Consider the following 23,666-nt stretch of genomic DNA (forward strand, 5'->3'; position numbering starts at 1 on the left):
AAGACCACAAGGACAAGTCATGCGTAAACGCGTTCTGTTCGCCAGCACCCTCACCCTCCTCGCCTGCGCCACCGCCGCCCAGGCCGACGACAAGCTGGTGCGCTTCTACAACTGGTCCGACTACATGGGCCCGGACACCCTGAAGAACTTCGAGAAGGACAGCGGCATCAAGGTCCAGTACGACGTCTTCGACACCAACGAGATGCTCGAGGCCAAGCTGCTTTCCGGCCACTCGGGCTACGACCTCGTGGTGCCGTCCAGCCAGTTCCTCACCAAGCAGATCAACGCCGGCGTCTACCAGAAACTCGACCGCTCGCAGCTGCCCAACTGGAAGCACCTCGACCCGCGCCTGATGAAGCGCCTGGAAGCTGCCGATCCGGGCAACCAGTACGCCGTGCCCTACATGTGGGGTACGGTCGGCATCGGCTACAACTACGACAAGGTCAAGGCCGCCCTGGGTGACAACGCCCCGCTGGACTCCTGGGACCTGATCTTCAAGCCGGAGAACCTGGCCAAGCTGCACGGTTGCGGGGTCGCCTTCCTCGATGCACCAGTGAAGATCATCCCGCAGGCGCTGCACTACCTCGGCCTGGACCCGAACAGCACCAACCCGGACGACTACACCAAGGCCTCCGCCCTGCTGCAGAATCTTGCCCCGTCGATCACCTACTTCAACTCCTCCAAGTACACCACCGACCTCGCCAACGGCGATATCTGCGTGGCGGTCGGCTACTCCGGCGACGTGATGCAGGCGCAGACCCGCGCCCAGGAAGCCGGCAAGAAGATCGACGTGCGCTACGTGATCCCCAAGGAAGGCGCCAACCTGTGGTTCGACATGCTCGCCATCCCGCGTGACGCGAAGAACCCCAAGGGCGCCCACGCGCTGGTGAACTACCTGCTGCGCCCGGAAGTGATCGCCCCGGTCAGCGACTACGTCGGCTACGCCAACCCCAACCCGGACGCCACGCCGCTGCTCGATGCGAAAGTACGTGACAACCCCGGCATCTACCCCAGCGACGCGGTGATCGAGAAGCTCTACGTCTCCGCCGACCTGCCGCCGAAGATCCAGCGCGTGATCACCCGCGAATGGACCCGAATCAAGACTGGCCAATGACCTTCGAAGAGCCCTGCCATGCTTAAGTTTTCCGCTCATGAGTACCCCTACGCCTCCCAGCGCCAGAGCGTGTTCGCCCGCAACGGCATGGTCGCCGCCTCGCAGCCCCTGGCTGCCGAGGCCGGCATCGCCATGCTGCGTGCCGGCGGCAACGCCATCGACGCCGCCGTCGCCACCGCCGCCGCGCTGACCGTGGTCGAACCCACCGGCTGCGCCATCGGCGGCGACGCCTTCGCCCTGGTCTGGGTCAAGGACCAGCTGCACGGCCTGGACGCCAGCGGCCATGCGCCGGCTTCCATTTCCATCGACAAGGTGAAAGCCGCTGGGCACGACAAGATGCCGGTGCACGGCTGGCTGCCGGTCACCGTGCCGGGCATTCCCTCGGCCTGGGCCGAGCTGTCCGCGCGCTTCGGCAAACTGCCCTTCGCCGACCTGCTGCAGCCCGCCATCGCCCTGGCCCGTGACGGCTTCCCGGTATCCCCGGTGGTCGCCCACCAATGGGAAATCGCCCGCCGCGAATACCAGCAGAGCCGCGCCGCTGTGCCGGCCCTGGAAACCTGGTTCGACACCTTCACCATCGATGGCGAGGCACCGCGCGCCGGCCAGCTGTTCCGCAACCCGGCCCAGGCGAAAACCCTCGCCGAGCTGGCCGAGACGAAGTGCGAAAGCTTCTACCGCGGCGCCATCGCCGAGCGCCTGGCCGCCCACTCCGCCGCCACCGGTGGCGAGCTGAGCGCTGCCGATCTGGCCGGCTACAAACCCAAGTGGGTCGAGCCGATCAAGACCAACTACCGCGGCTACGACGTCTGGGAAATCCCGCCGGCCGGCCAAGGCCTGATCGCCCTGATGACCCTGAACATCCTCCAGGGCTACGACTTCGACCAGCGCGACAGCCAGCTCACCTGGCACCGCCAGCTCGAAGCGATGAAGAAGGCCTACGCCGACGGCCTGCACTACATCACCGATGCCGAGCACATGCGCGTCAGCACCGCCGCGCTGCTCTCCGACGACTACGCCGCACGCCGTCGCGCCGAGATCGGCGAGCAGGCCGCCGAGCCGAAGCATGGCGACCCGCACTCCAGCGGCACCGTGTACATCGCCACCGCCGACGGCGAAGGCAACATGGTCTCGTTCATCCAGAGCGCCTACCACGGCTTCGGCTCCGGCGTGGTGTTGCCCGACAGCGGCATCGGCCTGCAGAACCGTGGCTCGGAGTTCAGCCTCGATACTGCGCACTCCAATGCCCTGGCGCCGGGCAAGAAGACCTTCCACACCATCATCCCCGGCTTCCTCAGCAAGGATGGCGTGGCTGTCGGCCCGTTCGGCGTGATGGGCGGCTACATGCAGCCCCAGGGCCACGTGCAGATGGTGATGAACCTGGTGGACTTCGGCCTCAACCCCCAGGCCGCGCTGGACGCCCCGCGTTGGCAATGGCTGGGCGGCATGAAGGTCGGCATCGAGCAGCACGCCAACCGCGACCTCGCCTTCGGCCTGGCGCGACGCGGCCACGAGGTGGAGATCGCCTGCGACCTGACCGACTATGGGCGCGGGCAGATCATCGTCCGCGATCCAGCAACCGGTGTGCTCTGCGGCGGCACCGAGCCGCGCGCGGATTCGCATATCGCGGTCTGCTGAGGCAAGCGGCGGCCCACCTGCTTTGGCGGGCCGCCGACATCCGCGCCACTGCACCGCACTTATCCTCCTCGCAGGGCTTGTGAGGCCCCCATGGCAACCACTATCATGAGAAGCATTCTCAAATGATAAAAGTTTCGCCATGTCCTCCGTCGACGCCCCACTCCACGCCGCCGTCAGCGAGCTCTACCAGCACCATCACGGCTGGCTGCAGGGCTGGTTGCGCCGTCGCCTGGGCTGCCATGAACAGGCTGCCGACCTGGCGCAGGACACCTTTACCCGCCTGCTCGGTTCGCGCCGGGTGCTGGAAGCGCGGGAGCCGCGCGCCTACCTCACCACGGTGGCCAAGGGGCTGATGATCAACTGGTACCAGCGCCAGTCGCTGGAACGTGCCTACCTCGATGCCCTCGCCACACTGCCGGAGGAGCTGTCACCTTCGCCGGAGCAGCGTTATCTGGTGCTGGAAACCCTGCACGAGATCGATGCCCTCCTCGCCCGCCTGCCCGAGCCGGTGCGCCAGGCGTTCCTGCTCGCGCAGATCGAAGGTCTGAAATACGAGGCCATCGCCGAGCGCCTGGGCGTCTCCCTTGGCTCGGTGAAGCGCTACATGCAACAGGCCTTCCGCCATTGCCTGGAGCTGATGGAGTGAGCGCCGCCGAACCCATCGCCGCACGCATCCTCGACGAGGCGGCGGACTGGCTGGTGCGCCTGCAGCAGGACGCCAGCGAGGAAACCCGCCGCGCCTGCTCCGACTGGCAGCGCCAGAGCCCGCAGCACGCCCGCGCCTGGGATCGCGCCGAACGCCTGCTGGGCCAGCTCGGCAGCCTGCCCCCGGCGCTGGCGATGCCTGCACTGGGCCGTGAACGCCAGCTTGACCGCCGCCGCGCCCTCAAGCAGTTGGCCGTACTGCTGGCCGTTGCGCCGGTGGGGCTGGCCGCCTGGCGCACGCAGCCCTGGCAGGACTGGAGCGCCGACCAGCACACCGCCGTGGGCGAGCAGCGCAGATGGCCGCTGCCCGATGGCAGCCTGCTGACGCTCAATACCGACAGCGCCGTGGACATCGCCTTTACCCCGGTACAGCGGCTGGTGCGCCTGTTGCGCGGGGAAATCTTCCTCGACACGCGGGTAGACAGTCGCCCTTTCCTGGTGACCACCCGCGAAGGCCGGATTCGTACCGCCGAGGCCCGCTTCAATGTGCGCCAGGATGCGCAGGCCACCCGCGTATCCGTTCTGCGCGGTCGCGTGGAAGTGGCGCCGCTGCAGGGCGACAGCCAGTGGCTGGGGGCCGGAGAGTCGGTCTCGCTGTCGGTGCAGAGCATTACCGCCATGGCGCCGATCCTCAGTCCCGACGCTTGGACCCACGGCATGCTGATGGCCGATCGCATGCCCCTGCAGACGCTGCTCGATGAACTGGGCCGCTATCGCCGCGGAGTGCTGCGCTGCGATCCGGCGGTGGCGCAACTGGCGGTTTCCGGGGCCTTCCCGCTGCTGGACAGCGAGCTGGCGCTGTCGATGTTGCGTTCCACCTACCCCTTGCGCATCCGCCGGGTCACGGACTTGTGGATCACCCTGAGCGCCGCCTGAAGACAGGCGCCGCGAGTTAATGCAAAATAATTTCAAAAAGAAGTGAGACTTTTTCTCACTTCGGCTGGCAACAGGGGAATATCTCCCGACACGAAGCCCGCAGAGGCCCGAAGGTACCCCGTCCATGTCCAGCAATCGACAAGCCCAGCCCTCCTCGCTTTCCCTGGCGGTACGCACCGCGCTGTTCTCCCTCGCCGTGGCGGTCGCCGCCCCGGTGCTGGCCGCTCCGGCCGCCGGCGAAGTGCGCAGCTACAGCATCGCCCCCGGTCCTCTGGGCCGCGCCCTGGCGTCTTTCGCCGCCGAGACCGGCGTGCATCTATCCTTTGATCCGGCGCTCACCGATGGCCTGCAAAGCCCCGGCCTGAGCGGCAACTACTCGACCCAGGGCGCCCTGGAGCGCCTGCTGCAAGGCAGCGGCCTGGAGCTGGAGGAACGCGGCGACGGCACCTTCACCCTGATCCGCGCGACCGGCGACGGCACGCTGCAGATGCAGCCCTCGCTGATCACCGGTCAGGCTTCTGGCCCCGAAGACCTGCCAGCCACCTATGCCGGCGGCCAGGTAGCCCGCGGAGGCCGCCTCGGCCTGCTGGGCAACACCGACCTGATGGACGCGCCCTTCAGCATCACCAGCTACACCGAGAAGACCATCCAGGACCAGCAGGCGCGCAGCGTCGCCGATGTGCTACGCAACGAGCCCTCGGCGCAGATCGGCAGCGCGCGCACCAACCTCAACGAGGACTTCTCCCTGCGCGGCTTCCCGGTGGTCAGCGCCGACGTCGCGCTCAACGGCATGTACGGCCTGGCGCCATTCTTCCGGGTGCCGGTGGAGATGGCCGAGCGCGTGGAGGTGGTGAAAGGCCCGAGCACCATGCTCAACGGCATGCCGCCCAGCGGCAACGTCGGCGGCGCGGTGAACCTGGTGACCAAGCGCGCCGGCGACGAACCGCTGACCCGCGTGACCATGGACTACCTCTCCGACTCGGTATTCGGCACCCATGTCGACGCCGGCCGCCGCTTCGGCGAAGGCAAGGAATTCGGCGTGCGCTTCAACGGCGTCTACCGCAACGGTGACACCGCCGTCGACAAGCAGGAACTGGAAGACGGCCTCGGCTCCCTCGGCCTGGACTACGCCGGCGAGCGCCTGCGCCTGTCCGCCGACTACATCTGGCAGCGCGAGGACATCACCAACGTGGTCCGCCAGTTCACCGCCGGCCCCGGCGTGACGAAGATTCCCCACGCGCCGGACAACGACCTGAACTATCCCGGCTACGGCGATTCGGAGATGGTCGACCGCACCCTGGTGTTCCGTGGCGAATACGACCTCACCGACTGGCTGACCGGTTACGCCGGCTACGGCGACCGCCGCAGCGAGATGGACGCCCTGGCCGGCAACCCCGTGCTGGTGGGCAACGATGGCGACTTCGTGTCCAGCCCGGCCTGGCAGGTCTACGACGTCGGCTCGCACTCCGCCGAAGCCGGCCTGCGCAGCACCTTCGACACCGGTCCGGTGCAGCACAAGCTGAACTTCGGCGCCACCCGCGTGGTGCAGAACTCGGACATCTTCTTCCTCTACACCGCCTTCCCATCCCGCGCCTCCAACCTCTACAACCCGGTCTACGCAGGCACGCCGAGCACCGACGGTTACCCGAAGAACGTGCAGAAGTACACCGCCGCCACCCTCACCAGCTATGCCCTGGCTGACACCCTGTCGATCCTCGACGGCCAGGTGGAGCTGACCCTGGGCGCACGCAAGCAACGGGTGGAATCGCAGAACTACGAGATGAACGTCGGCACTCCGGTGGGCAACGGCTACGACGAAGAGAAGACCACCCCCATGGGCGGCATCGTGGTCAAGCCGTGGGAGAACATCTCGCTCTACGCCAACTACATCGAAGGCCTGAGCCCCGGCGAGACAGCGCCCATCGGCACTACCAACGCCGGCGAAATGCTCACGCCCTACGTCTCCAAGCAGAAGGAAGTCGGCGTCAAGGGCGAGTGGGACGGCTTCGGCGCGACCCTGGCGGCCTTCGAGATCAAGCGCCCGAGCAGCGTCAACGACAACGGCCGCTTCACCCGCGGCGGCGAGCAGCGCAACCGCGGCCTGGAGCTGAGCGTGTTCGGCGAGGTGACCGAAGGTGTGCGCCTGCTCGGCGGCGCTTCCTATACCCAGGCCAAGCTGACCAGGACCCAGGATGGCCAGTACGACGGCAACAACGGCATCGGCGTGCCGCGCAAGCAGCTGAATCTGGGCGGTGAGTACGACATCGCCCAGGTGCCAGGCCTGACCGTCACCGCCCGCACGATCTACACCGACGAGCAGTACGTGGACCAGGCCAACAGCCTGAGCATCCCCGACTGGTGGCGCCTGGACCTGGGCGCGCGCTACCGCTTCGACACCCTCGGCAAGCCGGTGGTGCTGCGCGCCAACCTGGACAACGTGTTCGACAAGGACTACTGGGGCACTTCCACCGCCGGGTACCTGTACCTGGGCGAGGGACGCACCCTGCAGTTGTCCGCGAGCGTGGACTTCTAACGAGAACCAACGAGCCTGACGATGACCGCCAAAGCCCTCCGCACCTGGTACCTGGTGCACAAGTGGACGAGCCTGATCTCCACGGTATTCCTGCTGATGCTCTGCCTCACGGGCCTGCCGCTGATCTTCCACGAAGAGATCGAGCACTACTTCGAGCCGCACCCCGAGCTCAAGCCGCTCAGCGAAGCGTCGCCGAAGATCGACTACGACGACGTGGTGGCCCGCGCCCTGGCGAAACGCCCGGGCGAGGTGGTGCGCTTCGTGTTCTGGGAACAGGACGATCCGCTGGGCGCGGTGCTCACCGCAGCGACCCTGGTGCCGCCGCCGGACGACGGGCACATCCAGCCCTTCGATGCGCGCACCGGGGAGTTCTTCGACCCGCTGCCGCCGCCGGGCGGCTTCATGTACATCATGCTCAAGCTCCACACCGACCTGTTCATGGGCCTGCCCGGCTACCTGTTCCTCGGTTTCATGGGCCTGCTGCTGGTGGCTTCGCTGGTGTCCGGCGTGGTGGTCTACACGCCGTTCATGCGCAAGCTGGACTTCGCCACCGTGCGTTCCCAGCGCAGCTCGCGGCTGAAATGGCTGGACCTGCACAACGTGCTGGGCATCGTCACCCTCGCCTGGGTGACGGTGGTCGGCGTCACCGGGGTGATCAACACCCTGGCGCTGCCGATCCTCATGCTCTGGCAAGGCGGCCAACTGGCCGAGATGACCGCGCCCTACAAGGACGCGCCGCCCCTGGAGCAGCTCGGCTCGCTGCACAAGGCCATCGAGACCGCGCGCAAGGCGGCGCCGGACATGGAGCCCAGCTTCGTCGGCTTCCCCGGCACGCAGTTCAGCAGCAAGCACCACTACGCCGTGTTCATGCGCGGCAACACACCGCTCACCGAACGCCTGCTCAAGCCCGCGCTGGTGGACGCCGAGACCGGCGAGCTGACCGACATGCGCGAGATGCCGCTGTACGTGAAGACCCTGCTGCTGTCCCAGCCGCTGCATTTCGGCGATTACGGCGGCATGCCGCTGAAGATCGTCTGGGCACTGCTGGACATGGTCAGCATCGTCATCCTCGCCAGCGGCCTGTACCTGTGGCTCGGCCGACGTCGAACGCCCATCGAGAAACGCCTGGCGGAACTGGATTCCGGCGGTCTGGCCACGGAGGTGAAGGCATGAGGCGCGGACTCTGGATGATCTTCCGCTGGCCCGTCGCGCTGGCCGTGCTGAGCACCTTCGGGTTGCTCTCGGCGCTGCTGGGCGATGGACTTTTCGACGTGCTGTCGTGGATTTCCCTTGGTGTTCCGCTGCTGCTGATCGTCTTTGTATGGACACGAATGCCTCGCCGTCCCAAGGAGCCCCGCTGAAATGACCGCCATGCCACCCCAGGCGCCAACGCTGAACCTGCGCCCGCTGATGTTCGAGACCTTCGTCTGTACGGTGGCGGTGATGTCCTTCGTCGCGCTGATCGGCCCGGTGGCGCGCACCCTGGGCCTGGCGCCCTGGCAGGCGGGGATGACGGTGACCGTCGGCGGCATCGCCTGGATGCTCATGGCGCGGGTCTGGGGCATCGCCAGTGATCGCCTGGGCCGGCGCCGGGTGCTGCTCAGCGGCCTGGCCGGTTTCGCGGTGACCTACGCGCTGCTCTGCGCCTTCATGGCTCTGGCGCTGAATACCTCGATGTCGCCGTTACCGGCGTTCATCGGCATCGTCGCACTGCGCGGGCTGGCCGGCGGCTTCTACGCTGCCGTGCCGGCGTGCTCGTCGGCGCTGGTGGCGGACCATGTGACCGCAGACAAGCGCGCCGGCGCCATGGCCGCCATGGGTGCGGCCAGCGCCGTGGGCATGGTGGTCGGGCCGAGCTTCGCCGGCCTGCTGGCCATGCTCGGCCTGGCCCTGCCGCTGCTGCTCACCTGCCTGCTGCCGCTGCTGGCCCTGGGCGTGCTGTGGAAGTGGCTGCCGCATCACGAGCGCGCCCATGAACGCAAGGGCCCGGCCCTGGCGATCACCGACCAGCGCCTGCGCCGCTCGCTGACCCTGGGCTTCATCGCCATGGTCTGCGTGACCGTGGCGCAGATGACCGTCGGCTTCTTCGCCCTCGACCGCCTGCAACTGCCGCCGGCCGATGCGGCGCGGGTCGCCGGCATCGCGCTGACCTCGGTGGGCGTGGCGCTGATCTGTGCGCAGATGCTGGTGCGCAAGCTGAACTGGGCGCCGCTGCGGCTGATCGCCGTGGGCGGCAGCGTTTCGGCGCTGGGCTTTGCCTCGGTGTGCTTCGCCGTGGCGCCGTGGATGCTCTACGCCTCCTGCTTCGTCGCCGCCGCTGGCATGGGCTGGGTCTTCCCGGCCGTCTCGGCGCTCAATGCCAACGCCGTGGAAGCTGACGAGCAAGGCGCTGCCGCCGGTAGCCTGGTGGCCGTGCATGGCCTGGGCATGATCAGCGGCCCGCTGCTGGGCACCTTGCTGCACCAGGTCGATAGCCGCGCTCCTTACGTGCTGGTCGCGGCACTGCTGCTGTTCGGCGTGGTCTGGACCGTCACGTCGCGCAAGAGCGCCGCCGCATGACCCCAGCCGACGTCCTGCTGCTCGCCCTGCTCGTCCTCGCGCTGCTGGGCTGGTGGCTGCGTCGTCGGCCCCTGGTGCTTGGCACCGCCCTGCTGGCGCTGGTGGTGGCGCTATATGACGTCTGGGATGATCGCTGGCAGGCCGCCGCCGGCGTCGTGGTCGCCGTCCTGCTGCTCCTCGGCCTGCTGCTGCGGCGCAGGCGCCGCGCACGGGTGCCGGTCTGGTCCGGGTTGTTCTTCACCCATCTGACCGGCGTGGCGGTTGCCGCGCTGTATTTCTTCCCTGTATCTCCGCTGCCCACGCCCGGCGGGCCCTATCCGGTCGGCGTGCGCGATTTCGAGCTGGTCGACGCCAGCCGCACCGGCGTGCTCGGCGCACCGGCCGGCAAGGCACGCAGACTGCTGGTGCGGGTCTGGTACCCGGCCACTCCTGCGGCGGGCAGCGAGCCACGCAACTACTTCAGCCTCGCTGAAAGCCGCAGCACCGCGCGTGGGTTCGGCGAGCTGTTTCATTTCCCGCCGCTGCTCACCTACCTGCGCCACCTGCCCACCCACTCCTACGAGAACGCGCCGCTGAAACGCGACCTCGGCCGCCTGCCCGTGGTGTTCTACAGCCACGGCTACGGCTCGTTCGCCGGCATGAACGGGCGGATCATGGAGGAGCTGGCCAGCCACGGTTACGCGGTCTATTCGGTGCAGCACAGCGGCGACGCCTCGCCCACGCTGTTCCCCAACGGTGAAGTGGCGCCCACCGACCCGGCGCTCTACGAGCATCTGCGCGATGCCTTCGAGCACGGCTTCTCCCCACTGTTGCTGCAAGGCTACGGCGAGGACGACCTGGCCCGCCGCCTGGACGGCCAGCTGCGCTTCGCCACCGAACTCAAGCCGCCGGCGGATCGCGCCATCCACCTCAGCGCACCGGTCTGGCTGGCTGATCGGCTGTTCGTGCATGACCGCCTGCAGGCCGGCGAAGTACCGCCGAATGTCGCCGAGCTGGTGGCCGCCAGCGATTTCGCCCACGTCGGCGAGATGGGCATGTCCTTCGGCGGCTCCACCAGCGGCGCGGTCTGCACAGTAGACGAGCGCTGCGCCGCGGCGGTGAACCTGGACGGCGGCGACTTCGACTTCCTGCCCTTCGCCCAGGACCTGCCGGTGCCGCTGCTGATGCTGCATTCGGACCTGTCGCTGTTCTACCGCATGCTCGGCCTGACGCCGCCGGCGCAACCGCGCAGCTTCAACGACTTCTCCTACGAAAGCCTGGAGCACGCCGGGCAGAACCCGCGCATCCATCGCCTGGTGCTGCGCGACGCACTGCATGCCGGCCTCACCGACAACGCGCTGTACATGCGCCGGCCACTGCGCGACGGGCTGATCGGCAGCGCCCCCACCGAGGTGCTGATCGAGGCTCCCGCCGCGCTGGTGCTGGGCTTCTTCGACCATTACCTGCGCGGCCGCGACAACGGCTTCCCGCAGGCACAGATGAAGCCCTACGCCGACTGGCTGACGCCCTACAGCAACCGCCCGGTGAGCCAATGGTGGAACGCGCTGCCGCAAAGCGAACGCGAGCATTGGCAGGAGCGCATCCGAGCGATGCGCGCCCAGCGGCAGGCGCTTGCCAGATAGCTCCGATGACAGATCGGTATGCGCTGGTATCCATCGCGGACGGAGTCCGCTCCTACGAAACTTGATCCAACGTAGGAGCGGACTTTGTCCGCGATAGGCTCAACCCGGCACAGACTCTCCGCATCAGCTCAGAACGTAGGATGGGTGGAGCTTGCGATACCCATGCTGTCCTTGCACGGCGATCGATGGGTATCGCTTCGCTCCACGCCATCCTACAAATGCCTCTCTAGCGATGCAGGTCTTCGAATTGCTGACGCCGCAGTTGCTCCTACGCACCCGGCCGGTTTCGGGCGATGATTCTCGTAGCAGCGGACTCCGTCCGCGATAGGCTCACGCTGGCGCAGAGCTTTCGCATCGGCTCAAGCGTGCCAGCAGCGATACCAGCCGTCCTGCTCGGTGACTTTCAGCGGCGCCTGGTACAAGGCCGACAGGTTTTCGCTGGTGAGGATCTCGGCCTTGGGCCCATCGGCCACCACCTTGCCATTGGCGATCAGCACCACCCGTTCGATCTCCGGGATGATCTCGTCCAGGTGGTGGGTGGTGATGATCATGGCGTGCTCGGGGCCGCAGAAGCGCCGCAGCAACGTGAGCATCTGCAGGCTGGCGCCCATGTCCAGGCCGTTGGCCGGCTCGTCGAGGATCAGCGCGCAGGGTTCGTGGATCAGCGCGCGGGCCAGCAGAAGACGGCGCTTCTGGCCGGTGGACAGGCGCTGGAACATGCGCTCGGCGTAGCCGTCCATCTCCACCGCAGCGAGCATCTCGCGGGACTTTTCGACCTGTTCTGGCGTCGGCTGCAGATGACCGTGGCTGCCGATGGCGCCGAAGAAGCCGGAGATCACCACGTCCAGCGCCTGGGTGAAGGGCGTGTAGTCCTCCTGCAGGTCCTGGGAGACGAAGCCGATGCGGCTGCGCAGGTCCCACAGGGTGACGTTCTGCAGGCCGAACAGGTTCAGCGAGCTGTCCGGACGGTCCACCGGGTACAGCTCGCGGCTGATCAGCTTGAGCAGCGTGCTCTTGCCGGCGCCGTTGGGGCCGAGGATGGCGACCTTCTCGCCTTCGCCGATGTGCAGGGAGAAGCCGTCCAGCACGCGGGTCTGCTGCTGGTAGGCGGTGACGTTATCGAAGTCGATCATGGCTGTTCGTATCGGGACTGAGGGCAGCCGCTGACAGTAGGCGCCTTGGCCGTCGTACTCAAGCTCTGGTTGATTCGCGACTACGCTTTTCCCACGTCCCACCGTGCGAGCGCGCCAGCATGAACGAACCGGAACCACCGTCCCTCGACGACGACATCTGCGTCCATATCTTCTCCGTCTCGGCCACCATGGTCGGGGTCTGCCTGACGGTGATCGGCATCATCCGGGTGATCCTCACCCTGCGCCACGAGGACCTGATCATCGATGACCTGGTCGCGCTGAACATGATGCTCTATCTGGTCTCGGCCTTCTGCGCCTACTGGAGCCTGCGTACCCACCGCACCCTGCGCGGCCAGCGGATGATGCGCGTCGCCGATGCAGTCTTCCTGTTCGCCCTGGTGTTCACCGCCGCCAACGCCAGCATCATCACCTGGGCGGTGACTTCGACGCCGCCCACCTGAGACCGGGAACGGGCCGCCAGTGGCGGCCCTCAGAGGGGCGTCAGGCGGGTTCCATCAGTTCGCTGAAGGCCTGCAGGTGATGGTCATCGTCGCCGAACTGCCGGGCGACCATCCACAGGTGCTTGGCGTGGTGGGACAGCTGGTACTCCCAGGTCAGGCCGATGCCGCCATGCAGCTGGACGCTCTCGTCGGCGATCAGGCGGGCGGCGCGGCTGACGATGTACTTCGCCGCCGCCAGCGCCCGGCTGCGTTCGTCGCTGTCCGGCTGATCGGCCATGCAGCCGGCCAGCAGCGCCATGGAGGCGGCCTGCTCCAGTTCGATGCGCAGGTCCACCATGCGGTGCTGCAGCGCCTGGAATTTGCCGATCACACTGCCGAACTGCTGGCGCGTCTTCAGGTAGTCGAGGGTGAAGGCGCAGGCCGCTTCCATGCTGCCCACCGCCTCGGCGCACTGCGCGGCGATCGCCCGGCCCTGCTGGTAGCGCAGCGCCGGCAGGGCACCGCCCTCCTTGCCCAGCAGCGCCGCGGCGGGGACGAAGACATTGTGCAGATACAGCTCGCAGGCCGTGCGCCCGTCCAGGGTGGGGAACTCGCGCCGGCTGACGCCGGCACTGGCCGGGTCGACCAGGAACAGGCTGATGCCGTCTTCCTCCCGGTCGGTGCCGCTGGTGCGTGCCGAGACGAGGATCAGGCCGGCGCTCTGGCCACCGAACACCACGCTCTTGCGGCCATCGAGCAGCCAGCCGCCGGCGGTCAGCCGCGCCGTGCTGACGACGTCATGCAACTGGTAATGGCTCTGCGGCTCCTCCAGGGCCACGGCCAGCTGCAGCCCGCCATCGGCCACCTGCGGCAGGATCGCCTCGCGCTGCGCCGCGCTGCCGAGCTGGGCGACCAGGCCGCCGGCGAAGATCACCGAAGGCAGGTAGGGCTCCAGGCACAGACCCCGGCCCAGTTCGGCGCAGACCAGGCCCAGCTCCACGCCCTGCCCGCCGAAGCCGCCGTAGGCCTCCGCGAAGGGCACGGCGCACAGGCCCAGCTCGGCCAGCTGCGTCCAGAACGCCCTGCTGAAGCCGCCGGTCTCGCGGCGATAAACCTCGCGCCGCTCGAAGCCGTAGTGGTCGCGTACCAGCCGCGCCGCGGTGTCCTGCAGCATCTGCTGCTCCTGGGTCAATCGGAAGTCCATGCTGCGGGCTCCTTAAAGCTCGAGGATCATCTTGGCGATGATGTTCTTCTGGATTTCGTTGGAGCCGCCGTAGATCGACGCCTTGCGCGAATCCAGGTACTGGTAGCTGGCCGTGGCGCTATCGGCGCTGTGCAGCGGGCCGCCGGGCACCTCGCCGAAGCCGAGCTCGTCCTCCAGGAACGGCAGGGCGTAGCTGCCCACCGCCTTGGTCAGCAGGTAGAGGATCTGCTGGCGCACCTCGGTACCCTTGACCTTCAGGATCGAACTCTCCGCCCCCGGCACGCCGCCGTCGCGGGCGGCGACCAGTGCCCGCAGGTTGCTCATGTCCGCCGCCATCAGCTGCATCTCCACCGCCGCGACCTGGGCGCGGAACAGCGGGTCCTGCAGCAGCGGCCGGCCATTGCGCAGTTCCCGGGCTGCCACCTGCTTGAGCTTGCGCAGCAGCACCTTGGTCTGGTTGATCCCGCCGATACTGGTGCGCTCGTGGGTCAGCAGGTACTTGGCGCAGGTCCAGCCCTCGTTCTCGCGGCCGACCAGGTTCTCCACCGGCACGCGTACGTTGTCGAAGAACACCTCGTTGACTTCGTGCTCGCCGTCCAGGGTGATGATCGGCCGCACGGTGATGCCCGGCGTCTTCATGTCGATCAGCAGGAAGCTGATACCGCGCTGCTGTTGCGCTTGCGGATCGGTGCGCACCAGGCAGAACATCCAGTCGGCGAAATGCGCGAGGGTGGTCCAGATCTTCTGGCCATTCACCACGTAATGCTCGCCATCGCGCACCGCACGGGTCTTCAGCGAAGCGAGGTCGGAGCCGGCGCCAGGCTCCGAGTAGCCCTGGCACCACCAGTCGGAGCTGTCGAGGATGCGCGGCAGGAAGCGCGCCTGCTGCTCGGGCGTGCCGAAGCGGATCAGCACCGGCGCCACCATCTTCGCGCCGAAGGCGACCACCCGCGGTGCACCGGCAGCGAAGCACTCCTCCTCGAAGAGGTGTTTCTCCACGGCGCTCCAGCCAGGGCCGCCGTATTCCTGCGGCCAGCCGGGTACCAGCCAGCCACGCTGGTTGAGCTTGCGCATCCAGAAGACCTGGTCGTCCTTGCTCAGGCGCTTGCCCTGGAGGATGCGGCTGGACAGCCGCTCGGGCAGCTCGGCGCGCAGGAAGGCGCGCACCTCTTCGCGGAACGCCTGTTCCTGCGCAGTGAAATGCAGATCCATCAGTGAACTCCTGAAACCGGGCCGCACGCACACGGCCCTTCGCGGGTCATTGGTCGAAGACGATCACCGAGCGCGCCAGCTCGCCGCGGCGCAGCTCGTCGAAGGCGTCGTTGATCTGCTCCAGGCGGATGCGCTGGGAGATCATCTGGTCGAGCTTGAGCCGGCCGGCGAGGTAGAAGTCCACCAGCGCCGGCATGTCCACCGGGAAGCGGTTGGAGCCCATCAGCGAGCCCTGCAGACGGCGTTCCTGCAGCAACTGGTAAGGGTCGACCTCGATCTTCAGACCCGGCTTCATCATGCCGATGATGGTGGCGGTGCCGCCGCGGGCGAGCATGGCGAAGGCCTGCTCGGCGGTCTGCTTCAGGCCGATGCATTCGAAGGCGTGGTGCACGCCGCCACGGGTCAATTCGAGGACCTGCTTGGCCACATCGCCGGCCGTGGCGTTGACCACCTCGGTGGCGCCGAACTGGCGGGCCAGCTCCAGCTTCGAGTCGAGCATGTCGATGGCGATGATCCGCCCTGCCCCGGCCAGGGCCGCGCCATTGATCGCCGCCAGGCCGATGCCGCCGCAGCCGATCACCGCGACCGTCTCACCGGGCCGCACCTTGGCAGTGTTGAACACCGCGCCGGTACCAGTGGTGACGGCACAGCCCAGCAGCGCCGCGCGGTCCAGCGGCATGTCACGGCGAATGGCCACGCAGGCGTTCTCGTGCACCAGCATCTGCTCGGCGAAGGCGGACAGGTTGACGAACTGCGGCATCGGCTTGTGCGCATAGCTCAGGCGCGGCTCCTCGTCCTTGCCGCGGCGGGTTTCCGGCGACACGCAGCGCGACAGGTGCCCGGTGACGCAATGCTCGCAATGGCCGCAGAACACCGTGAGGCAGGTGACCACGTGATCGCCCGGCTTCACCGCGCGCACCTGGGAGCCGACCTGTTCGACGATCCCGGCGGCCTCGTGGCCGAGCACCAGCGGCCCCGGATAGGGATAGGAGCCATCGATCACGTGCAGGTCGGAATGGCAGACGCCGACGGCCACGGTGCGGATCAGCACCTCGCGCGGCCCGGGCTTGCTGATGGCGACGTCCTCGATGCTGAGCGGTGCGCCGACCTGATGGAATACAGCTGCTTTCATGGTTGTTTTCTCAAGGGGTGAAGTCCGCTGTCGTCAGGCTCAGCCGGCGCGATAGACGGCCTTGGCGTGGCTGAAGGTGCGGAAGCCGTCGATACCGTGGTAGGCGCCCATGCCACTTCCGCCGACGCCGCCGAAGGGCAGGCTTTCCAGGGCGGCGTGGTGCATCACCTCGTTCAGAGTCACGCCGCCCGAACAGGTGCGGCGCAGGATCTGCTGCTCCTCGGCGGGGTCGCTGCCGAACCAGTACAGGCCCAGCGGACGCGGGCGCGCGTTGATGTAGCCGATGACCTCGTCGAGCTCGCGGTAGGGCTTGATCGGCAGCAGCGGGCCGAAGATTTCGTCCTGCATGACCTGCAGGCGATCCGGCGGATCGCGCAGCAGGGTCGGCGCGATCAGGCGGAGTGCCGGATCGAGGGCATCGCCGGCGGCGCCCAGCTCCATCAGCTCGACGCCAGCGCCGCGCGCTTCGTCCAGATAGCCCTGCAGTCGCTGGTAGTGGCGCTGGTTGAGAATCGCGGTGTACTCGGGGTTGTCGGCCAGGCTCGGAAGCAGCCTGGACACCACCTTGCGGGCGATTTCAACGAAAGCGTCGACGGACTCCTGCGGGACGAACACGTAGTCCGGCGCCACGCACAGCTGGCCGGCGTTCATCAGCTTGCCGGCAATGATGCGGCCCACCGCGCTCGCCAGATCGGCGGAGCGGGAAATGATGGTCGGCGACTTACCGCCCAGCTCCAGGGTCACCGGCACCAGGTTCTCGGCGGCGGCCCGCAGCACATGCCGGCCAATGCTGGCGGCGCCGGTGAACAGCAGGTGATCGAAGGGCTGGCGACAGAATGCCTGGCCGACTTCGGCGGGGCCGTTGACCACCGCGACCTCGTCTTCGGCATAGGCCTCGGCGAGCATCCTGGCGATCAGTGCCGAGGTCTGCGGGTTGAACTCCGAGGGCTTGAGCATCACCCGGTTGCCCGCCGCCAGCGCGCCGGCCAGTCCCTTGAAGACCATGTTGGCCGGTACGTTCCAGGCGGTGACGATGCCCACCACGCCCAGTGGCTGGTATTCCACCCAGGCCTGGCCACGGGGCACCGGGCGCGGCTCGGGCTGCATCCAGCCGGCCAGTTCGGCGCGGGTCTGCTTGAGCGTGGCCAGTGGCGACAGCACGTCGCTGTGGCGGGAGAAGGTCGGGCTGCGCTGGCCGAAGTCGGCGCCGATCGCCTCGATCAACGCCCGCTCGTGGCGCACCAGCAGGTCGATGGCGCGATCGATCCGCTCGCCGCGCTGTTCGGCGCTCCACGGCTCGTGGGCCAGCGCCGCGGCGCGCTGGCGTTCGAGGATGGCGCGGATCGCGGCCTCGTCCAGGTACTCGGGGGTGCTCATCGCAGAAACTCCTGTTGTTCTCGTGCGGGCCGGCGCCGACGCCGGGGAGTGCTGCCATGGTTGGTGTTTTGTCTGTAGGAACACGCCACCCGGATCAGGTGGCGTACGTACCGGGTGGCGCTCAGGCCAGCAGCCCGCGGGCCTTGGCGCAGGCGATGGCCTGGGTGCGGCGGGTCGCGCCGAGCTTGGCGTTGATGTTCTTGGCGTGGTACTTGACGGTGTTCACCGAGAGGAACAGGGCGTCGGCGATTTCCTGGTTCGACAGGCCGCGGGCGAGTTGTTCGAGCACCGCCACTTCGCGTCCGGTGAGCTCCTCCTCGCCCTCCTCCGGCGTCTCCAATGCCTGCAACAGACGCAGTGCTTCGAGCTGCAAGGCGCCAAAGGAATGCCCCTGGCAATGCTCCGCCAGCGCCTGCAGGCGCCTTCGGCACGGCTCGCGACGTCCCAGTTGCTGCTCCGCGCGGGCCAGCAGCCACTGCACCTCGGCGGCCAGCGTCGGTGGCAACAGGGTCGAGAAGGCCGCGCCCAGCGGATAACTGGTCGCCACACGCCGGCCGGCCTCCAGCAGGCCGTGCCAGTCCGCCGCATGGGCCAGCAGTTTCAGGCGCTCCAGCGCCAGCAGTGGCTGGTAGCACGCCTCGTCGATCTGCCCGCACTGCATCACCCGCTCGCCGCGCTGCAACTGCGCCTGGGCCAGAGCCAGATCGCCACGTTGCCCGGCGATCTGTGCCAACCCGAGGAAGCCGGCGAGCACGAAGGGCGCCGAACAGCGCCGCAGATGCGCCTGTGCCGCCTGCAGGTCGGCTTCGCCCTGCTCCGGCCGACTCTGCGCCAGCTGCAGTTCGGCACGGATCAGCAGCAGCCTCCCCAGCACCGGATCGCACTCGACCCCGGCGGCCTGGCGGCCAGCCAGGCAATCCTCCAGCAGCAGCGCTGCCAGCTCCGCTTGTGCATCGAGCATCTGCGCGCGCAGGCGTTCGCCCTGCAGCAGCGCCTCGCTGTCCTGGCAGCCCTGGCGACGCGCCTGTTCCAGGGCGCAGGCCCAGACTCGCTGGGCCTCTTCCGGGCGGCCGGTCTGCTGCAATAGCCGGCCGAGGGTGAAGCGGCACAGCAGTTGCGACAGCCAGTCCCGCGGCGCCGCGGCCAGATGTTCGAGGGCCTGCCGGCAGTTTGCCTCGGCGGCAGCCAGTTCGCCGCGAAAGGCCTGGGCCACTCCGGTCAGCACCTGCCAGTGGGCAAGCAGCTGGCTGTTGTCCTGCGCGCCAGCGGCGGGCAGGAACCGCGACAGACCTTCCAGGCTGCGCAGCGCCTCGCTGATACGACCGCTGAGCAGCAGGGCCAGGCTGCTCAGGTAGATCAGCCGCGGCGTACCTTCGAGCAGGTGCGCCGGCAGCTGCCGACGCCAGTCCAGCACCCGACGCAGGTGGCGCTCGGCCAGTTGCCAGCTGGGCTTCAGGCGCTCGATATAGGTCGCTGCCACCTCCGGCTGCTGCGCCTGCAGCGCCTGGTCGATGGCATCGTGCAGATGCCCGGCGAGGCTCAGCAGGCGGCAGGCGTGCAGCCGCACGCGAGCCAGTTCGGCAGGTTCCACAGCGTCGCGCAGGATATCCGCCACCAGCGGCTGGATACGGAACCAGTGGCACGACGGGTCCAGCGCCTGGAGAAATACCTGCTGCTGGCGCAGGCGCTGCAACAGGTGCACGCCGGTATGTCCGTCCCACAGCTGGGAACAGAAATCGGCGCTGAAACGTGGCAGGTTGCACAGGCCGAACAGCAGGCGGCGCTCGTCGACAGCCAACCGCGCCAGCACCTCGCGCTCCAGGTAACCGCGCAGCAGCGCCTCGCCGCGCGAGGCGCCGGCCAGCAGCAGGCAGGCAGCGGCCCACCAGCCGCCGCACTGCTCGTGGATGCGCTCGCGGGCGGCCTCTTCCAGCGCCACCGGCAAACGCGTGCAGAGCTGCCGGAACTGCCCGTCGATCATGCCCAGCTGGCGTTCGTCCAGCTCCAGCAACTCGCCCTGCAGCAGCAGGCGCGGCAGGTCCCAGGCGGGACGCTGACGGCAGCAGACCATCAGTTGGAGGCGGCTTTCGGACAGGCCGAGCAGCTGCTCGAACCAGTTGTTCAGCTCAATCGACAGATCGCCGGAAAGATCATCCAGCACCACCCGCAAGGGTCGTCCCGCGGTGGCGAAATAGCGAAGCAGGGAAGCCGGCGCCTGATGCTCCGATACCCCCAGCGCATGGCTGATGGCAGCACAGAGGTCGGCCAGGGACGGTGCCCTGCCCTCCAGCGCCAGCCATATCACCTGGGTGGAAGGTTGCAGCGCGGCGAGGCTTTCCCTGGCCAGGACGCTCTTGCCGAACCCGGCGGGCGCACAAAGCAGCAGCAGGCGCTGCTGGCTGCCCGCCAACCGACGCGCCAGCGGCGCGCGTGCTACATGGTGCTCCGGCAACGGCGGAGCGCTGGCGACGGGCGCTGGCGCCCACCGCGAACTGACACCCAGACCTGGCATGATGACGCCTCGTTCCACGGGATTGGCCGGCAGCGGACGGTGCGGGGCACGGTGATTTCGCTGAGTCTGCGGCGATCCTGCAAAACGCCGGGAGCAAAGGCGCCACCCGGGTCAGGTGGGCGCGACCAGGGGTCGCAGGCTGGGAACCAGGTCACAGAAAGAAGCCGGGGCAGGAGCTGGCAGCCCCGGCAAAGGAGCGGCGACCGATGAAGGTCGCCGTGCAGGGAGTGGATCGTCAGCGGATACCGGCGTTGCGCAGGGCCGCAGGGGTGAAGTCGTTCATCTTGAACTGCTGGTCGAACTGGGTCGCCTTCTTCGACTCGTTGGTCATGCCCAGGGCGATGTAGCGCCCTGCCACCAGGTCGTACAGCGCCTGCAGCGCGTAGGTGCTGTTGCCGTGCTGGTAGTCGCTGACCTGGTAGCCCTCACCGACTCGCCACAGCTGGCCACGGCCATCGTAGTGGTCCACTTCCAGCAGCGCCCAGCTGTCCTCGTCGAAGTACATGTGGCGCTTGGCGTAGATGTGCCGCTGGCCGGGGCGCAGGGTGCCCTCGACCTCCCAGACGCGGTGCAGCTCGTAGCGCGTCAGGTCCTGGTTGATGTGGCCGGGCTTGAGGATATCGGCGTACTTCACCTGCGGCGACCACAGCTTGTAGTTGTTGTACGGCACGTACATCTCGCGCTTGCCGATCAGCTTCCACTGGTAGCGATCCGGCGAGCCGTTGTACATGTCGGAGTTGTCCGCCACGCGCAGGCCGTCCGCCGCCGTGCCCGGACCGTCATAGGCCACCTGCGGCGCCCGGCGCACCCGGCGCTGGCCGGCGTTGTAGGACCACGCCTGGCGCGGGTCCTTGATCTGGTCCAGGGTCTCGTAGGCCAGCAGCACGTTGCCGGCCATGCGCGAGGGCGCGGTGACTTCCTGCTTGAAGAAGAACAGCGCGTTGGCAGTGTCCTGGGAGGCATCGGGCAGGTACTGCGGGAAGGCGACGTCCTGCTTCATTTCGACGATGGTGTAGTCGCCATTCACCTGGGGCGTGGCCTGGGCGATCTGCTGCGTGTAGTTGGTACCGCGATAGCGCGTCTCGTGGTTCCACACCACCTCCACGCCGCTCTTGGGAATCGGGAAGGCGTAGTAGCGGCTGGAGAAATCGGCGATGCCGTTGCCGTCGTTGATCAACTGTGTGGTGACCGCGCTCTTCTTCGCCGCCTGGTAGATGGCATCCGGCGCCGAGGCGCTGCGCCGTGTGGGGTAGACCGGAATCCTGTAGGTATCCGGGTAGCGCTGGAACATCGCCTGCTGCCCGGCGCTGAGCTTGTCCTTGTACTGCTCAAGGTTGGCCTTGGTGATGGTGAACAGCGGTTTGTCGCCGGCGTAGGGATCGCCGAGGAAGCCGCTGGCGTCCACCGCGGCGGCGCCGGCTTTCAGCCCGCCGTTCCAGGCCGGGATGGAACCGTCGGCGTTGCCGGCCTTTTCCCCGCCCAGGGGAGTCAGCTTGCCGCCCAGTTCGGCGGCCTCCTGGGGCGACACCGCCGCCATCACGCCGCTGGCCAGCAGGGACAGGGCCAGAACGCCACATTGCACAACTGCATTGGTTTTCATACTGATTCTCTGCCGTCGATGATTCAGAAGTTCACGCCCACGCTGAGCGACACGTAATCGCGATCGGTGTTGGTGTTGAAGCGCCCGCCGAAGAAGTCCGTGTAGCTGAGGCTGGCGGTGTACATGTTCAGGTACTCGGCATCCAGGCCGATGCTCACCGCCTTGTTGCCCTCTTCGAAGTTCGGCCCGAAGCCCTGCACGTCATGGGTCCAGGCGAGGTTCGGCGACAGGTTCACACCAGCGAAGACGTCGGCGTAGTCCAGCTTCGCGCGGGCGCGGTAGCCCCACGAACTGCTGGTGTAGAAGCCCTTGGCATTGCACTCCTGGGCCGGGTTCTGCGCATTGGGCAGCCCCGGATTGGTGCCGATGCAGCGGGCGCCGGTGGGGTCCACCGAATCGGCGTAGACCCCCGGTCCCCATCCTGGGCTGCGGCCGAAGCGCACGTCGTCGCCGTGGGCGCCGCCCAGGCCGTTGATGCGGTTGTAGCCGACCTCGCCGACCAGGGTCAGGCGCTCGGCGCCCAGTACCTGGTCGAAGAAGCTGGTCGCGGTCATCTGCGCCTGCAGCACCGGCATGCGCTCGTAGCCGTTGATCTTCGCGCCCGGAGCGATGCCGCTGCTGTAGCCGGACACCACCAGCGGTGATGCCGGGTTGCCGATGGTGGCGTTCTGCAGGTCAGGCGTGTTGATCTGCAGCGGCATGTTCGGCCGGAAGCTCAGTTCGCCCCCCAGCGAAGTCCCGGCGACGTTGGTCTGGAAACTCACGCCGTAGAGGCGGATGTCCTCGGGGTAATCGATGAAATAGCGCGAGTTGCGCACGGCGTTCACCTGCGCCGCGCTGGTGCCGATCGCCACCGGCAGGCCGGGCATGGGCGCCAGCGACGAGGTCGAGCGCAGCGTGCTCAGGTAGGGGCTGCGGCTGTGGTAGTTGAGGGTGTAGAAGCCCAGCTCGGTATCGTTGAGCTCCGGCAGGAACCAGCGCAGCGCGAGGCCGAACTGGCCGCTGTCACGGGCATCGTTGTCCTTGAGCCGCGGGATGTAGGCGTTGCTCTGCCCGCTCTGGATGGCGGCCAGCCCACGCAGCGCAGTGGCGGGTGTGAGGATGCCGCCGGCATTGGCGCGCGGATCGCCGGGGGCGAAGTCCGGCCCGGTGGTCACCAGGCGGTCATAGCAACCGGCAGGGATGCCATCGTTGCCGAAGAAGGTCCCGCAGTTGTCGACGATGGATTTGCGCCATTCCAGCTGGTAGAAGCCTTCGGCGGTGAGGTTCTCCGAGAGCCCCTGGGAGACATAGAACATGTTGACCGGGATCAGCCCTTCCTTGACCTCCGCGCCGGGACGGCGGATCGCCGCGACGTCGATCGGGTTGGCCACGTTGATGCCGTTCTGGATGAAGGTGCTCTCCCCCCAGCTCACCACCTGGCGGCCGAAGCGCACGTTGCCCGGCAGATCGCCCAGGTTGTAGTTGTGGTAGAGGAAGGCGTCGAGGAACATCGCGCCGGACGACTTCGCCGCCTGCTCGCGGCCATGGTCGTCGATGTCGTAGAAGTGCTGGTGGCCGTCCTTGAGCTCGAAGTCGTACCAGTACTTGCCGCGCAGGAAAGCGCCGCTGTCACCGTACTTCAGCTCCAGGTCGTGCAGGCCCTTGAACAGGGTCGAGAAGTTCTCGCCCGCCTTGAAGTTGAGGCGGTTGTCGTCGACCGTCCGCGACGAAGCCCTGCCGCCCTCGACCCCCATGCTGTTGCCGTTGGAGATGAACTGCTTGCTGGGATTCTTCGTCGCCCAGCTGCCGCCCAGGGTCAGCGAGGAGTCGAACTTGCCCTCGATCTCCCCCAGGTTGAAGTCGACGGCGTTGGCCTGGCCGATGCCGCCCAGGGCGACGGCGGCAGCCAACAGGTGCGGCTGAAAAACTCCGCGCTTTGTTATTGTTTTCATGCGGCGCTCCGAAAGCGGATCAGTGTGGTGAGAGCCGATGCTATCGGGCACCCGGAGCAGGCAATTCACCCGATCGGG

At 67.6% G+C, this 23,666-nt stretch carries 18 protein-coding genes; 10 read left to right on the top strand and 8 right to left on the bottom strand.

Translation table 11 applies throughout. The annotated features are described in order from the left end of the window. Positions 1–19: 19 nt before the first annotated feature. The 9 genes from HNP46_RS27895 (at position 20) to HNP46_RS27935 (ending at position 11,044) form a co-directional block, all read left to right on the top strand. Positions 20–1,114: a polyamine ABC transporter substrate-binding protein gene (locus HNP46_RS27895; protein ID WP_184595517.1), complete on the top strand. Its 1,095-nt coding sequence runs from the start codon at positions 20–22 to the stop codon at positions 1,112–1,114. Positions 1,115–1,132: 18 nt separating this feature from the next. Beyond that, positions 1,133–2,749 carry a gamma-glutamyltransferase family protein gene (locus tag HNP46_RS27900; RefSeq protein ID WP_184595519.1) on the top strand — a complete coding sequence of 539 codons (1,617 nt, stop codon included), beginning with the start codon at positions 1,133–1,135 and terminating at the stop codon, positions 2,747–2,749. A 139-nt stretch (positions 2,750–2,888) separates the two neighbouring features. Next, positions 2,889–3,395 (top strand): sigma-70 family RNA polymerase sigma factor, encoded by a 507-nt coding sequence (locus tag HNP46_RS27905; RefSeq protein WP_184595521.1) that lies wholly within the window; start codon positions 2,889–2,891, stop codon positions 3,393–3,395. Further along, positions 3,392–4,330: a FecR domain-containing protein gene (locus tag HNP46_RS27910; protein WP_184595523.1), complete on the top strand. Its 939-nt coding sequence runs from the start codon at positions 3,392–3,394 to the stop codon at positions 4,328–4,330. The genes HNP46_RS27905 and HNP46_RS27910 overlap by 4 nt, the downstream gene beginning before the upstream one ends. Positions 4,331–4,454: 124 nt before the next feature. After that, on the top strand, positions 4,455–6,863 hold the full coding sequence (locus tag HNP46_RS27915) for a TonB-dependent receptor (RefSeq protein WP_260403290.1): 2,409 nt from the start codon (positions 4,455–4,457) through the stop codon (positions 6,861–6,863). 21 nt (positions 6,864–6,884) lie between these two features. Then, positions 6,885–8,036, top strand: coding sequence for a PepSY-associated TM helix domain-containing protein (locus HNP46_RS27920; protein ID WP_184595525.1), 1,152 nt, complete (start codon positions 6,885–6,887; stop codon positions 8,034–8,036). Continuing rightward, positions 8,033–8,224: a hypothetical protein gene (locus HNP46_RS27925; RefSeq protein ID WP_184595527.1), complete on the top strand. Its 192-nt coding sequence runs from the start codon at positions 8,033–8,035 to the stop codon at positions 8,222–8,224. Before HNP46_RS27920 ends, HNP46_RS27925 begins: the two co-directional genes overlap by 4 nt. A gap of 1 nt (position 8,225) precedes the next feature. Then, positions 8,226–9,422: an MFS transporter gene (locus tag HNP46_RS27930; RefSeq protein WP_184595529.1), complete on the top strand. Its 1,197-nt coding sequence runs from the start codon at positions 8,226–8,228 to the stop codon at positions 9,420–9,422. Beyond that, the gene (locus HNP46_RS27935) at positions 9,419–11,044 is read left to right on the top strand and encodes a hypothetical protein (RefSeq protein WP_184595531.1); all 1,626 of its coding nucleotides are present in this window, start codon (positions 9,419–9,421) and stop codon (positions 11,042–11,044) included. The genes HNP46_RS27930 and HNP46_RS27935 overlap by 4 nt, the downstream gene beginning before the upstream one ends. A 359-nt stretch (positions 11,045–11,403) precedes the next feature. Here HNP46_RS27935 and HNP46_RS27940 read toward each other — a convergent pair whose 3' ends face one another. Then, positions 11,404–12,177, bottom strand: coding sequence for an ABC transporter ATP-binding protein (locus HNP46_RS27940; protein ID WP_184595533.1), 774 nt, complete (start codon positions 12,175–12,177; stop codon positions 11,404–11,406). A gap of 119 nt (positions 12,178–12,296) precedes the next feature. Here HNP46_RS27940 and HNP46_RS27945 point away from each other — a divergent pair, with 119 nt between their 5' ends. Further along, complete coding sequence (locus HNP46_RS27945) at positions 12,297–12,638, top strand: hypothetical protein (RefSeq protein WP_184595535.1); 342 nt, start codon at positions 12,297–12,299, stop codon at positions 12,636–12,638. Positions 12,639–12,678: 40 nt separating this feature from the next. Here the strand turns inward: HNP46_RS27945 and HNP46_RS27950 are convergent, their stop codons facing one another. The 7 genes from HNP46_RS27950 to HNP46_RS27980 form a co-directional block, all read right to left on the bottom strand. Further along, complete coding sequence (locus tag HNP46_RS27950) at positions 12,679–13,821, bottom strand: acyl-CoA dehydrogenase family protein (RefSeq protein WP_184595537.1); 1,143 nt, start codon at positions 13,819–13,821, stop codon at positions 12,679–12,681. A 12-nt stretch (positions 13,822–13,833) separates the two neighbouring features. Then, entirely contained in the window at positions 13,834–15,033 is a 1,200-nt protein-coding gene (locus HNP46_RS27955) for an acyl-CoA dehydrogenase family protein (RefSeq protein WP_184595540.1), read from the bottom strand. Positions 15,034–15,079: 46 nt separating this feature from the next. Then, positions 15,080–16,165, bottom strand: coding sequence for a Zn-dependent alcohol dehydrogenase (locus HNP46_RS27960; RefSeq protein ID WP_184595542.1), 1,086 nt, complete (start codon positions 16,163–16,165; stop codon positions 15,080–15,082). A 39-nt stretch (positions 16,166–16,204) separates the two neighbouring features. Further along, positions 16,205–17,542, bottom strand: coding sequence for a coniferyl aldehyde dehydrogenase (locus HNP46_RS27965; protein WP_184595544.1), 1,338 nt, complete (start codon positions 17,540–17,542; stop codon positions 16,205–16,207). Between the two features lie 121 nt (positions 17,543–17,663). Beyond that, positions 17,664–20,054, bottom strand: coding sequence for a LuxR C-terminal-related transcriptional regulator (locus HNP46_RS27970; RefSeq protein WP_184595546.1), 2,391 nt, complete (start codon positions 20,052–20,054; stop codon positions 17,664–17,666). A gap of 235 nt (positions 20,055–20,289) precedes the next feature. Next, the gene (locus HNP46_RS27975) at positions 20,290–21,654 is read right to left on the bottom strand and encodes a DUF1329 domain-containing protein (RefSeq protein ID WP_184595549.1); all 1,365 of its coding nucleotides are present in this window, start codon (positions 21,652–21,654) and stop codon (positions 20,290–20,292) included. Between the two features lie 23 nt (positions 21,655–21,677). Beyond that, a complete protein-coding gene (locus HNP46_RS27980) occupies positions 21,678–23,588 on the bottom strand; it encodes a DUF1302 domain-containing protein (RefSeq protein ID WP_184595551.1) in 1,911 nt (636 codons plus the stop codon). Positions 23,589–23,666 lie beyond the last annotated feature (78 nt).

The organism is Pseudomonas nitroreducens (assembly GCF_014204515.1).
GTDB classification, from domain to species: Bacteria; Pseudomonadota; Gammaproteobacteria; order Pseudomonadales; family Pseudomonadaceae; genus Pseudomonas; species Pseudomonas nitritireducens_A.

What these genes read in the sequence shown, in the direction of transcription:
- HNP46_RS27895 (WP_184595517.1), top strand. Translation starts at nt 20, where the DNA reads ATGCGTAAACGCGTTCTGTTCGCCAGCACCCTCACCCTCCTCGCCTGC.
- HNP46_RS27900 (WP_184595519.1), top strand. Translation starts at nt 1,133, where the DNA reads ATGCTTAAGTTTTCCGCTCATGAGTACCCCTACGCCTCCCAGCGCCAG.
- HNP46_RS27905 (WP_184595521.1), top strand. Translation starts at nt 2,889, where the DNA reads ATGTCCTCCGTCGACGCCCCACTCCACGCCGCCGTCAGCGAGCTCTAC.
- HNP46_RS27915 (WP_260403290.1), top strand. Translation starts at nt 4,455, where the DNA reads ATGTCCAGCAATCGACAAGCCCAGCCCTCCTCGCTTTCCCTGGCGGTA.
- HNP46_RS27920 (WP_184595525.1), top strand. Translation starts at nt 6,885, where the DNA reads ATGACCGCCAAAGCCCTCCGCACCTGGTACCTGGTGCACAAGTGGACG.
- HNP46_RS27925 (WP_184595527.1), top strand. Translation starts at nt 8,033, where the DNA reads ATGAGGCGCGGACTCTGGATGATCTTCCGCTGGCCCGTCGCGCTGGCC.
- HNP46_RS27930 (WP_184595529.1), top strand. Translation starts at nt 8,226, where the DNA reads ATGACCGCCATGCCACCCCAGGCGCCAACGCTGAACCTGCGCCCGCTG.
- HNP46_RS27935 (WP_184595531.1), top strand. Translation starts at nt 9,419, where the DNA reads ATGACCCCAGCCGACGTCCTGCTGCTCGCCCTGCTCGTCCTCGCGCTG.
- HNP46_RS27940 (WP_184595533.1), bottom strand. Translation starts at nt 12,177, where the DNA reads ATGATCGACTTCGATAACGTCACCGCCTACCAGCAGCAGACCCGCGTG.
- HNP46_RS27945 (WP_184595535.1), top strand. Translation starts at nt 12,297, where the DNA reads ATGAACGAACCGGAACCACCGTCCCTCGACGACGACATCTGCGTCCAT.
- HNP46_RS27950 (WP_184595537.1), bottom strand. Translation starts at nt 13,821, where the DNA reads ATGGACTTCCGATTGACCCAGGAGCAGCAGATGCTGCAGGACACCGCG.
- HNP46_RS27955 (WP_184595540.1), bottom strand. Translation starts at nt 15,033, where the DNA reads ATGGATCTGCATTTCACTGCGCAGGAACAGGCGTTCCGCGAAGAGGTG.
- HNP46_RS27960 (WP_184595542.1), bottom strand. Translation starts at nt 16,165, where the DNA reads ATGAAAGCAGCTGTATTCCATCAGGTCGGCGCACCGCTCAGCATCGAG.
- HNP46_RS27965 (WP_184595544.1), bottom strand. Translation starts at nt 17,542, where the DNA reads ATGAGCACCCCCGAGTACCTGGACGAGGCCGCGATCCGCGCCATCCTC.
- HNP46_RS27970 (WP_184595546.1), bottom strand. Translation starts at nt 20,054, where the DNA reads ATGCCAGGTCTGGGTGTCAGTTCGCGGTGGGCGCCAGCGCCCGTCGCC.
- HNP46_RS27975 (WP_184595549.1), bottom strand. Translation starts at nt 21,654, where the DNA reads ATGAAAACCAATGCAGTTGTGCAATGTGGCGTTCTGGCCCTGTCCCTG.
- HNP46_RS27980 (WP_184595551.1), bottom strand. Translation starts at nt 23,588, where the DNA reads ATGAAAACAATAACAAAGCGCGGAGTTTTTCAGCCGCACCTGTTGGCT.